This window comes from Nostoc sp. C057 (assembly GCF_013393925.1).
GTDB classification, from domain to species: domain Bacteria; phylum Cyanobacteriota; class Cyanobacteriia; order Cyanobacteriales; family Nostocaceae; genus Nostoc; species Nostoc muscorum_A.
In genome coordinates, this window is sequence record NZ_CP040281.1 from 5,826,859 (window position 1) to 5,839,203 (window position 12,345).

Consider the following 12,345-nt stretch of genomic DNA (forward strand, 5'->3'; position numbering starts at 1 on the left):
CTAGTTACATGATATACTTTTGCATTTCCTCGTTGTATCTTATTGATATTTCCTCAAAAGAGGCAAAAAATTGAACCTATGAGGAAAATTAAATCGCTGCTGGGTGTTTTCGGTAGTCGCAAGATGGCGGCTTTATTATTTTTAGGTTTTTCATCGGGTTTACCGTTATTGTTAATCGGTAATACTTTAAAGGCTTGGATGACCGTAGAGAAGGTAGATTTAGCCGCTATTGGTTGGTTTAGCCTTGCGAGTTTGCCTTATTCCTTAAAATTTTTGTGGTCGCCGTTGGTAGACAGGTTCACATTACCAATTTTGGGACGACGACGGGGTTGGTTAATTTTGACGCAGATTGCTTTGATTGTAGCGATCGCATTCATGGCTTTCCAACAACCCAAACAAGCATTACAACTACTAGCAATCAACGCCATAGTCATTGCCTTTATCAGTGCAACTCAAGATATTGCCGTTGATGCCTACCGTACCGATGTTTTAGAAAAGCTAGAAATGGGTGCTGGTGCAGCAGTTTTTATCTTAGGTTATCGAATTGCCCTGTTAGTCGCAGGTGCTTTAGCCTTGATACTTGCTGACAAACTACCTTGGTCATCGGTTTACTTGTTTATGGCAGGGACAATGGTAATTGGTATTTTTGCCACCTTGTTCGCACCGGAACCCAAGGAAATTAGCCCTCCAGCTTCTCTTGTTGATGCTGTCATCTTGCCCTTTGGGGAATTTTTTCAGCGTCAAGGGATTATCAAAGCTATTCTCATGCTTGCATTCATTACCCTATACAAGCTCGGTGATGCTTTGTTAAGCAATATGACCACGCCTTTTTTGCTGCAAACAGGTTTTACCAAAACCGACATTGGGGCAATTCAAGTGGGGATGGGGTTAATTGCAACGATTGTTGGTGCTTTAGCAGGTGGTTCAATTTTGAGTGCGATTGGCATCAATCGATCGCTTTGGGTTTTTGGTATTCTACAAGCAGTAAGTAATTTAGCTTACTTTTTTCTAGCATACATCGGTAAAAACTACCAAGCTATGGTACTTGCCATCAACGTAGAACAATTTTGTGGTGGATTGGGGACAGCAGCCTTTGTTGCCTTTTTGATGAGTCTTTGTAACCAGAAGTTTTCCGCAACCCAATATGCTTTGTTATCCAGCTTAATGGCTGTCAGCCGCGATATTCTGTCGGCCCCTGGAGGCGCGATCGCTCAAAGTACGGGTTGGCCTGTATTTTTCTTAATTACCATCGCCGCCGCCGTACCAGGACTACTGCTATTACCAGTATTTGCCCCCTGGAACCCTCAGCCAGTGGCAGTATCAAGACCAGGACTTGAGGACGAAGAAGAGGATATATGGGGAATCAAGTAGTTATTGCTGTCGGTACATTCATCCTCTTACTTACTGGTTTATTACTTGGCTATGTTCTCTCGCAGTTAGTTCTAGGATTTCTAGCATTTAACCTCTTAACTTTTTTCGGAACACTCAGCCTAATTTTAATTTTTGGGACACTTTATTACGTTTTATTTTGGCAGTTACGAAGAGATCAGTCCCGACCATCAACTATAAATCAAGGAATACCAAACCAGGTAGACGATGGTGTATCTGATAGCTATCTAAAAAACAGACTGATCGCTAAATTATCTGGTGACACTGCCGCAGCCGAACGGTTAATTGAACAGGCAAAGGAAACTTATCCTGGGATGCCGGAAAATTGGTATTGCGAAAGAGTGCTTGATGACTTAGAACGCAGCTAATAGTGCTGCGGGAGCAGGAGCAGGGAGCAGGGAGCAGGGGGACAAGGGGACAAGGGGACAAGGAGAATAATTATACTCAATTCCTAATTCCCCATTCCCCATTTCCATATACAGAAAATTGCTAAAATAAAGAATACTTCATAAATCTTCAGCTAAGTTCTCGTAAGAGTTCCTAGCCCTCTTTGTAATTAAAATATGGCTATTTTTCGTCAATACATCGCTCCACTGCTTGTAGTTTTGGTATTTGTCTTTGCCCTAGTCGCAGTTAGCGCCCGCATATTTTTACCCTCTGATATGGCAGCACCCGCACCAATTGAAGAGGTTGGGGTAAGTTCTCAACCCACTCCCGCTAATTTGCCACCAGCAATCCAAAACTCAGCTAGTTAAGTCAATAAACGCCAGAAGTGTCTGAGCAACTACTACCGGGGTATATTATTCGCCGTGGTTCCTTATTGGAGCGATCGCTACTGCTTAAGTTCATGCACCGAACTTACCAGGATCTCTTTCCCAATGAGGATTTTTCTCACCTAGAGCAAACAGTTAAGCAATACTTTTCTAGCGATACGCCCTTGTGGTGGGTAGAAGAGGAGGGGGAGCAGGGGAGCAGGGGAGCAGGGGAGCAGGGGAGCAATAACAAATCTCTCTCCTCTACCCCTCTGCCCCTCTGCCCCTCTGCCCCCCATCCCCCCATCGCTTGCCTTTGGGTGGGCAATGCCATAGATCAAGTGCAGGGTAATCGTCATGCTCACATCTTTATCCTCTACGTTGTACCAGAACATCGGCGGCGAGGTGTTGGTACAGCCTTGATGCAATATGTAGAAAATTGGGCTATTCAAAGAGGCGATCGCCAGATTGGATTACAAGTGTTTCAATCAAACAAACCCGCATTAAATCTTTACAATCAGTTAGGTTATCAAACCCAATCCCTGTGGATGGTAAAATTCCTGAGTGCAGAAAAATAAAATAGAGGATAGCCGTAATATACTTTAGTGTTTGAGTATGTGGCGGTTCTCGTTTGGATAAAATTCGACGAGGAGAAAAGAAAGTGTATAATTACGCAACTTATAAAGTTTTAACTTATTGGCACGGGGGATTATGTGTTAATCCCTTTTCGGGATTGAAATGAAATTATGTATGACGAAGACGATCTAAGCCTACTCGATATTGAGGAGGAACTAGAAAGCCCCCTAGATAAAATAGAGCCATTAACTGACGATTCAGTTGTGGTGAAGCCCGATCCTGAAGTAATGCTAGCCCTCCTGGAAAATCCCCAGCCCCAGCAAAGAATGCTAGCGGCGCGTGCTTTTTGTGATATAGAAGATGCGCGTGCTACCCCCCATCTGATTCGCCTGTTAACTGATATTTGTCCCTTAGTCCGGGTCAGCGCATCTTATGCTCTCGGACGCAATCCCAGTTCAGAAGCAGTGGCTCCATTAATTGCTCAACTAAACAGTGATTGGAATGGCTACGTGCGTAAAGGCGTTGTTTGGGCTTTAGGAAACTGTCGCGATCGCCGTTCTTTACCGCCCCTTGCAGATGCCCTAAGAACTGACATTTCCGCAGTGCGTTTGTGGGCTGCTAGCGCCTTAGCACAGATGGCAGAGGTTGGTTATGAAGCAGTTATTGGGGCAATTCCACCATTAATTGAAGCCTTAGTCAAAGATCCCGTGGCAGCAGTGCGGAGCAACAGTGCTTGGGCAATTGGTCAATTGTGCCGCGAACTACCTTCTAATGTAGTTTATGCCACAGCGATCGATGCTCTAATTCAAGCCTTTGCCGAAGACCAAGACTTGGGAGTCCGAGAAGATGCGAAAGCTTCACTGTTAGGAGTGGGTGATCCACGTGGCTTACAGCTGATTGAAACCTTGGAACAAGAAGGATGGTTTTGATTGGGCAAAACAATTCTGAGTGCTGAGTTAGGAGTTAGGAGTTTTCTTTTGTCCCCTTGTCCCCTGCTCCCCCATTCCTTACTGTCCTTCAGCTACAGATTTGACCAAATTTAAGTCATAAGGGCGCTCAGTATCATCTTCGCCCAAATACTCACCATTTTGAATTTCCAGAATAACTAGCGGGATATGTCCAGGATTTTCTACCTTATGTAGGGTTGCTGCGGGAACATAAGTTGATTCGTTTCGATTCAGTAATATTTCAGCATCGCCACAAGTAACCTTGGCTACACCGGAAACTACAACCCAATGCTCATTACGGTGATAATGAATTTGTGGTTTAATGCCGTGTCTGGGCTTGATTTCAACACGGCTAATTCTATAGGTATCTCCCTCTTCGATCACCTCCACCTCACCCCAGTATCGTGTGCCTGAATGTGGAGGCAATTCGTTGGTATTTGACTGAGTATTATTTTCGTTGGGAGTCATAATGAATTTCTCAACCAGATAAGTATTAGTATTTTTCTGTAATTTATCAGTAAACGGGATAAACCTGGATAGGCATATACAGTAACAACTGCTGTAACTTTACTCTAGGGAATTATTCATCCCCCCGTATACTGAATCCGATAAATCCGATTATTAGCTTCTTCTGTTAGCAGTAAACTGCCATCTGGCAGCACCAGTAAACCTACAGGTCGTCCCCAAGTGGTTGGTACAGAAGGATTTAGTAAAAAACCTGTGAGAAAATCTTCGTAGTAGCCAAGCGATCGCCCCTTAGCATCGAAGGGAACAAATACAATTTTATAACCAGTGCCGCGATCGCGGTTCCAAGAACCACGAAAAGCAACAAAAGCACCGTTTTGGTATTTTTCTGGAAATGTTTTCCCATCATAAAACTGCAAACCCAATGCTGCTGAATGCGCTTGGAATAGGACATCTGGCGTTTGAGTACGGGCTGCTAATTCGGGGCGTTTACTTTTGCCATCCGTTTTTTGACGGGGATCGAGGTTATTTGGTGTCAGATAAGCATAAGGCCAGCCATAAAATGCCCCTTGTTTAACCCGTGTCAGATAGTCTGGAACCAAGTCATCACCGATTCCATCGCGTTCGTTAATACTGGCGTAAAGTTCCTTAGTTACAGGATGAAAATCTAGACCAACAGGGTTACGCAAGCCGGAAGCGAAAGTTTGTTGCTGGGAACCATCTAAATTCATTATCTGTATCGAAGCCCGTGGTAGGGGTTCCTCATCTACATTAGTTCCCGATCCAACTGAGACATATAATTTATTGCGATCGGGTGAGACAACGACATTGCGCGTCCAATGATTGTTATAACCTTGAGCAGGCAAGTCGGCGATTTTTTCCCCTTTACCTGTAATCTTGTTTTGACCTTGAGTATAGGGAAAACGCACCACAGCATCTGTATTCCCCAGAAAAAAGGAATTATCTGCAAAAGCCATACCAAAGGGTCTATTGAGTCCGTTGTCCCCACTAGCAAAGGTTTCTCGAACATCGGCTACGCCGTCACCGTTGCTGTCACGTAACAAACGAATTCTGTTTTGCCCGGTTTCAGTCACCAGAACATCACCATTGGGAGTTAAAGCTAGCCAACGTGGGGCATCTAAACCTTCGGCAAAAACGTTAACTGTAAAGCCTTGTGGTACGCGCAGCACTGGATTTTGCGGAATGGGTACAACTTCCGGCCTCTTGGAAGCACTTTCTGTTGCAAACGGTGCTGGTAAATTTTTCAGATTTATCCGAATGGGTGTAGGCGAAAGTGCTTCAGTGCGGACAATATTTTTTGGCTGTGTAGGATTCTGTGTCGGTTGGGCAGAAGGTACAGATTCTTGTGGTGTGGGATTATCTGATGAAGCGCGAGTCTGGTTACACGCTGCTGTCAAGGTTAGTAACAAAACTGGCAGCAAGAAACGTGCAGAGACTTTCATGGCGGTAGACACTATGACACAATTTTCTTACTTTAGACTTGAGACTTAATAATTGTCACCAGTCTAAAGTCCGATTTTTCTTACTTAGGGGCTTGCAAGAAAATAAAATACCAGTCATTCTAGAAGAATAGGAGGCGCGGATCTGCCCGCGTTTGCTCTGAATTTCTAGAATTGGAATCACAGGGTTCATGCTTACCGACACCATAAAATCTACCTTCAAAGATGCAGCCAAGAAACTAACTGGCAGCTGTAAAAGAGACTTCATGGCAAAAGTTACTGAAGATTACTTCGATAGTTCAGCACGCATTGCAGAAACAGTTTTAGGATGGAATCGCTCCTGTGTACAACTTGGCTTGCATGAACGGCGGACAGGGATAGTCTGTGTGGATAACTATCATGCAAGGGGACGACATAATAGTGTTGAGATTCTGCCCAATTTAGAAGCAGATATTTGTTCTTTGGTAGATGCTCAAGCCCAAGCAGATCCAAAATTTCAATCGACCTTTCTATATGCTCGTATCAGTGCCAGAGCGGTACGAGAAGCATTAATCAGTGAAATAGGTTATGACCACAGTCAATTGCCGTCTCGTCAAACTCTGGGGAAGATTCTTAATAGCTTGGGGTATCGCCTAAAAAAACACAAAAAACAAAGCCCTTGAAAAAGATTCCGCAAACAGATGCCATTTTCGACAATGTGTTTCAGGAAAATCAGGCATCGGATGAGAATCCCAAATCGTTGCGAGTCTCTATCGATACTAAAGCCAAGGTGAAGATTGGCAATCTTTCCAGAGGTGGTAAAGCTCGGACACTGGAAGCAAAAGCTGCGGATGACCACGATACACAGTGGGAGGCAGTCTTAGTTCCTTTTGGCATTCTCAACACACACAGTGAAAAGCTTACGATTTACTTAGGTCAGTCGGCTGAAACCAGTGATTTTATTGTCGATTGTTTAACTGCTTGGTGGTATGAGAATCAACACGATTACCAAGATTATGATGAATGGGTGATTGACCTTGATGGTGGTGCAGCAACTCGCAGTAACCGCACACAGTTTATCAAACGTATGGTTGAACTGTCTCAAGCAATTAATTTAAGAATCCGACTGATTTACTATCCTCCGTACCATAGCAAGTACAATCCCATAGAGAGGTGTTGGGCAGCCCTAGAGAACTATTGGAATGGCGCAATTCTGGATTCGATTGAAGTTGCCATCAAGTGGTCTTCCAATATGACTTGGAAAGGGATTGCACCCATTGTTCACCGTGTTGAAGCAACCTATGAAAAAGGAATCAAGGTTCTCTCACAAGAGTTAGAACACTACCAAACCTTCTGGCAACCTTCCGAAACTCTACCTAAATGGGATATCACAATTTTCCCCGTTTAATTGGTATCTTATTTTCTTGCAAATCCCTTAGTAAAACTATCAGAATATTAAAGACTAGGAAAATAATTCCCAATTCCCCCTTCCCAATGCCCAATTCCCAATCTTTATGCATATAAGCATTTATTAGTCAATAAAAAATTTTCAACCTCTGCTGCTGGTAATGGACGACTAAATAGAAAACCTTGCATAGAATTACAGTTTTGTTGACGCAAAAAAGCAAGTTCTGTTTCCGTCTCTACACCTTCAGCGATTACATTTAGATTGAGATTGTGACCCATTTGAATTAATGCTTTAGTAATTGCTGATTTTTGGGGATCATTAGCAACATTATGGATAAAATAACGGTCGATTTTTAATGTATTAATTGGTAAGTTTTTAAGATAGATTAGAGAAGAATAGCCTGTACCAAAATCATCGATCGCAATTTTGATACCCAAGGATTGCAATTTGCTCATAGTAGCGATCGCACTATTTACGTCTTGCATAATCATACTTTCAGTTAGTTCTAGCTCTAAGTCATTTGGTTCCAAATTATTAATAGTTATAAAATTGACTATTTTTTTAATAAAATCTGGTTGATTAAATTCAATTACTGACAGATTGACAGCAACAATCAAGGAATTAATTCCGGCATCACGCCAGATTTTTATTTGTTTACATACACTTTTTAATACCCATTTACCGATTGGGACAATTAAACCCGTAGACTCTGCTAACGGGATAAATTCTGTTGGGTAAACTATCCCCAATTCTGGGCTTTGCCAGCGCAATAAACTTTCAGCAGCTACTATTTTCCCAGAACCAATATCGACTATTGGTTGATAATAAATTTCAAATTCTTGAAATTTATGTTGTTTGATAGCTCGGTGCAAGCAAATTTCTAACAACTGCATTTTAGGAGACAAGTTGTTAATTGTAGTCTGAGTAGATAAATATCTTTTTAAAGTAGCGTGCTTTTCCAACCGATTCATGATGGCACTTAATAACTCAGCCCGACTAAAGGGCTTAGTTATATAGTCATCTGCCCCCATATCCATACCTTGACGAAAGTCAGATTTGGCAGATTTGGCAGTGAGAAAAATGAAGGGAATTGTTGCCGTTGATGGATCTTGGCGTAACGCGCTTAGAACGCCATAACCATCAATTTCTGGCATCATCATATCACAGAGAATTAAGTCAGGAACTTCACAGATAGCCAAATGCACGCCGATCCTACCATTAGCGGCAGCAATGGTTTCAAAATCCTCAGCTTCTAGCAAATCTAAAATATTTTCACGGACTGCTTCCTCATCTTCTATTATTAAAATTTTGGGCATAAGTTACCTCAATTTATTTTTTATTATTTAATGATATAATCACAGTAAACTTTGTACCAAATCCCGATGTACTTGTGACAAAGATTTTATGTTTGTAGATAGCTATAGTTTTTTTTACAATTAACATTTATAATCGAATAGAAATGGCTAGTCCAAAAGCCAGAATATTTAACTGTTTTCCACACTTGATAACCCGTGATAGCGAAAACATTTTTGTTCATAAATTTACTAGCAAAATCTTCCCAATTCTTGCAGATGTAAGTTTCTGCTGGGCTGGAGAAGAATAAATATTGCAAATGTTGAAAATTTTCAAGTAGCGTCCACCATATTTCCCAATATGAACGCCTAACTAAATCTTGTAGTTGTAGCTTGCTAAAGTTGAGTGCTGTTTGGTTCGCTTTTAGCACGATGCTTTCTGCTATTAGCAATCCGATAAACTGGAAAGTGGCGTTGAAGATAGTGCGAAATCGTCTTTCACCCTCACGCAATGCTACTTTTGCTACATGGGAGGTACTATTCACAGAAACTCCAATGAGGTGATTCGATTTGTCGTGTCTGTCAGTACTATAGCGCGTGCTAGTGACCATTTGTACTTGGGTAATTGTCTCTTAACGAGAATTTGATATCCTACCTCAAATGAACTAAGACTGGTATCAATACTTGTCGGGTTTTGGGGAAAACGGGAAGGTTAAAGGGGAAAGGAAAAACCTTTAACCTTTACCATTTAACCTTTACCCAAACCCAGTTTCGAGTTAAAATGCTTAACTGAGCAGTATTGATACTGGTGTTACCTCTAGTTTTATATATCAAAAAATAGTTATCTAAAGCTGCTTATATTAAGTATTCTCCAATATTTTGGCCCTAAATAAATAGGAATATTTGGGATATAAACACAGCAAAAATTGTGTTAAGAATTACAAAGTGGCTTATATCCTGGTAGTTCTGAATTGGGAAGATACAAAGAAGAAACTTGTTCAATGATTCTCCCTTGTCCCTTTTATCTCCCCCTACTCCCCTGCCTCTCAATACTTTTCGGTTAAGGGGGAAAGGGGAAAGGGAAATGGTTTAAATTTGCCTTTACTCCTTACCCTTTAAGCTTTCCCCAGACCAAAAGAGAGATTGTTGGGTTTATCCGAAAAGTATTGCCATGCCTCTTCACTAGGGATGCAACTGCACCCGCCGTTCGCCGTAACGCAATAGTCTTTCTATAGTTACAAGTCGATTTTCCCAAACTTTGACTTGATAGGAATTCGACTTAATTTCTTGGCTCATCAATACTCGAAATTGAGACTGGAATCGAGTTAGAGAGGCTTTTGCCACTAGTAAATTACTAGGAGAAGGGTAAGCAGCAAGCTGATTTAAAGCACTGCGTAAAACTTCTGCCTGGTTGTTAAAATCTGATATTGTCTGGGCAGGTCTTTCTGGTGGGTCATTTTGGAAAACAAACTTCCATTCCCGTTGCAGCGCAGTGTAACGGATGGCGGCAGTTTGAAAAGGTTGGCGGTGGGGAATCGGTTCACTTTTTGTAGATTGAACTCTGCCTTGGGTACTAATAAAAAGTTTTTGTAGATCGTTATTAAAATTCTCTGCGGCAAAGAGTGCGTAACCACTGACTGGCAAGTCTCTTACTAACTGGAGTTGATCGAACGTCCCGATTGTTGGTAAAGAAAGTAAGCGAATTCCTGGCACTAACAATGTAGCTCCCAATTGTTTAGAAGCGATCCAGGGTTGGGCTAGTCGTTGAAAGCGAGAAGTATCTAGAGCATAAGTCATGGGAACGATTAAATCTACATCTCCCCGCCTTGCCCAAGTTTCCCAGTTTTGTTGAATTTTCTGAATCCGCTCTTGTTCTGGCAAAGGGAATACTGCAACCGACAAAATCAAATTCGGTCGTTTTTGTCGCAACTGCTCTGAAACTTTGGCAACAAAGCTATCAACTTGCTCAGTGCGAAATTTCGTCCACTTTTGCCATAGTTCTGGTTGACTGGGGGAAATATTTATCGGATCTATGCCAGTAAGTTGCTGAAACTGCGCTCTTGCAGCTTTGCCATAGCCATAAATTCGACCTGCTGATGGGTCTTGAAACGGGTAGCGAATGTAGTCTAGCTGTAGACCATCCACGTCATAGCGAGTAACGATTTCCTCGTACAGCTTGAGTAAGTACTGCCGCACTTCGGGGTTGGCTGGGTCAAAGAATGGCTTAGTCTGTCCAACGGGAATCATGTTGCCAAGATTATCGTAGTTTGCCCAATCGGGATGAGCCGCCAGCACTGGCCCTGGATAATTTGGACTAACGTTGATAATCTCATTGTGCCGTTGATTGCCAGCAGCAAAAGTCCAAACCCAAGCGTGTAATTCCATGTCGCGCTCATGGGCTAATTTTACCGCATCTTTCAGTGGGTCCCACCCACGAATTAAGGGGTTTTGCTCTTTTGCAACTTGGCTGGGATAAATGGTATAGCCTGCATTAACAGTTTCAAAGAAGACAGTATTAATCCCAGTTTGGGCCAAGCGATCAAAAATTTGGACTAGTCCCGCCTTGCTACCAGCACGAACAATCGTCCCCCTATCTAACCAAACTGCCCGAATTTCTGGTTGAGCCAACCTCCGATCAACTGGGAACTGCTGCCACAAAATTGTCTTTGCTGCCAGCCACTGCTGACGAGCTAGAGCATAGTTTTTTTGGGCAATCAATTGGGGTAAGTTTTTGGCAATTACCCTGACTTGTGCCAAGGCTTGTTCTTTGCTTGTGGCTAGCCCCCCCAATTTAGTTGAGGCTAATTGTATTGGCTGCTCCTTGACAGATTGGGCGGTGTAGGTTTCCAGATGCCTAGAGGACTGTTTTCCCTCAGATATGCCAACGCCTTCCTTAACCGCATCGGCTGACACCGCTAAATGAGCGCTTTCCACCCGGCCAATGAGATTTTCTAACTCTTGTTGGAGAGCGATCGCTTGATTGTTGTCAATCGGCTCATTGGAGTTGGGTGCAACATCTAGACGCACCGCCTGTTCCAGCTGATCAATGGCCTCTTGGGAACTTGGTGGTTTAACTATAGGAAGCGCTCTCGGTATGGGAGCAGTAGCAGTTTTAGAAGGAGGGGATAAGGGAGATGAACTACTCGTCTGTCCCTCTGCCCCTCTACTCCCCTGCTCCCCTGCTCCCCTGCCCCCTGCTCCCTGCTCCCCTACCCCCTGCCCCCTCGGTGCAGCCGCTACTGTTGTAGAGCAGTTTGGGGAACCTCCCACTATTTTTTTCATCCGATTCGATGGTGCTAGCGCTGTCAAATAATGATTAATAGAAGCTTTTAACCAGGCATTATCTAATTCGGCGGCTGAGGCTGTATCTGTTCCCCAGCGCCAGCCTAAAAAGGTAGTACGCTCAGTTGTCACTACTGCGGCTGGATTATCTTTGGAATTCCAAACAGCAGGAGATTCAGTGCCCATACCATTAGGAATCACAACGCCGCCGCGGATTTTGCCAAAGAGTTCAGTTTGATTTGCCCATTCTGGAATCTTAGTTTTTGTGGGCTTGATCTGTTCTATTTCACTGAGGCTGAATCCCCAATAACCTCCCAAGAGCGATCGCAATAACTGCCGTACTCCTGGCGATGACAAACTACCTATGGGGCCGCTAGCAATCAAGCGCCCTCCCTTACTCATCCATTCTTCAAGAGCGATCGCTTGGGTTGGTGTTAATGTCTCGACATTTGGCAAAAATAATACCCGGCGATCGCCCCAATCTTCACCACTCTTGACATCTGTTAGGGGAATTACACAATATTTCACCCCGATTGTCTGCAAGCGGTCAGTTATCCCTGTCCATTGATTCGCATTTTCTTGGCTATGCACTACGCTCAATACAGGTTCTTCAGTCGCTGCCGTGACTGGCAAAATACTAAAACTATTTAAAATTAAAAAGTTAAAACTTAAAATGAAGAATCCGGCTTTCTTTATGTGAGAATTTGCCTTTTCATGAAACTCTTTCCGATTCTTCACTACTGGCTCCTCAGTGGATTATTTATTAGGCATTACTTCTTATTTATCATCCAGCAT

General features: G+C 42.9%; 10 protein-coding genes and 1 pseudogene. 6 read left to right on the forward strand and 5 right to left on the reverse strand.

Features of this window, described 5'->3' with window-relative positions:
* Nucleotides 1-78: 78 nt before the first annotated feature.
* From FD724_RS25065 to FD724_RS25085, 5 genes are all read left to right on the forward strand, one after another.
* Nucleotides 79-1,371: an AmpG family muropeptide MFS transporter gene (locus FD724_RS25065; RefSeq protein ID WP_179074466.1), complete on the forward strand. Its 1,293-nt coding sequence runs from the start codon at nucleotides 79-81 to the stop codon at nucleotides 1,369-1,371.
* Entirely contained in the window at nucleotides 1,356-1,757 is a 402-nt protein-coding gene (locus FD724_RS25070; protein WP_114082727.1) for an ABC transporter permease, read from the forward strand. The genes FD724_RS25065 and FD724_RS25070 overlap by 16 nt, the downstream gene beginning before the upstream one ends.
* A gap of 195 nt (nucleotides 1,758-1,952) precedes the next feature.
* Entirely contained in the window at nucleotides 1,953-2,144 is a 192-nt protein-coding gene (locus FD724_RS25075) for a hypothetical protein (protein ID WP_114082728.1), read from the forward strand.
* Nucleotides 2,145-2,161: 17 nt separating this feature from the next.
* Nucleotides 2,162-2,719, forward strand: coding sequence for an N-acetyltransferase (locus FD724_RS25080; protein WP_179074467.1), 558 nt, complete (start codon nucleotides 2,162-2,164; stop codon nucleotides 2,717-2,719).
* Nucleotides 2,720-2,887: 168 nt separating this feature from the next.
* Nucleotides 2,888-3,646 carry a HEAT repeat domain-containing protein gene (locus FD724_RS25085; protein WP_179074468.1) on the forward strand — a complete coding sequence of 253 codons (759 nt, stop codon included), beginning with the start codon at nucleotides 2,888-2,890 and terminating at the stop codon, nucleotides 3,644-3,646.
* Between the two features lie 78 nt (nucleotides 3,647-3,724).
* Here FD724_RS25085 and FD724_RS25090 read toward each other — a convergent pair whose 3' ends face one another.
* Complete coding sequence (locus FD724_RS25090; protein ID WP_114082731.1) at nucleotides 3,725-4,132, reverse strand: phosphomannose isomerase type II C-terminal cupin domain; 408 nt, start codon at nucleotides 4,130-4,132, stop codon at nucleotides 3,725-3,727.
* Nucleotides 4,133-4,248: 116 nt separating this feature from the next.
* Entirely contained in the window at nucleotides 4,249-5,592 is a 1,344-nt protein-coding gene (locus FD724_RS25095; protein ID WP_179075619.1) for a sorbosone dehydrogenase family protein, read from the reverse strand.
* A 263-nt stretch (nucleotides 5,593-5,855) separates the two neighbouring features.
* Here FD724_RS25095 and FD724_RS40395 point away from each other — a divergent pair.
* Nucleotides 5,856-6,976 (forward strand): annotated as a pseudogene (locus FD724_RS40395) (ISAzo13 family transposase).
* Between the two features lie 104 nt (nucleotides 6,977-7,080).
* Here FD724_RS40395 and FD724_RS25105 read toward each other — a convergent pair.
* The 3 genes from FD724_RS25105 to FD724_RS25115 all read right to left on the reverse strand — a co-directional run bounded on the left by FD724_RS25105 (nucleotide 7,081) and on the right by FD724_RS25115 (nucleotide 12,288).
* Nucleotides 7,081-8,292 (reverse strand): EAL domain-containing response regulator, encoded by a 1,212-nt coding sequence (locus FD724_RS25105; protein WP_179074469.1) that lies wholly within the window; start codon nucleotides 8,290-8,292, stop codon nucleotides 7,081-7,083.
* 86 nt (nucleotides 8,293-8,378) lie between these two features.
* Nucleotides 8,379-8,813 carry a hypothetical protein gene (locus FD724_RS25110; protein ID WP_179074470.1) on the reverse strand — a complete coding sequence of 145 codons (435 nt, stop codon included), beginning with the start codon at nucleotides 8,811-8,813 and terminating at the stop codon, nucleotides 8,379-8,381.
* A 637-nt stretch (nucleotides 8,814-9,450) separates the two neighbouring features.
* Nucleotides 9,451-12,288: a glycoside hydrolase family 10 protein gene (locus FD724_RS25115; RefSeq protein WP_179074471.1), complete on the reverse strand. Its 2,838-nt coding sequence runs from the start codon at nucleotides 12,286-12,288 to the stop codon at nucleotides 9,451-9,453.
* Between the last annotated feature and the right edge of the window lie 57 nt (nucleotides 12,289-12,345).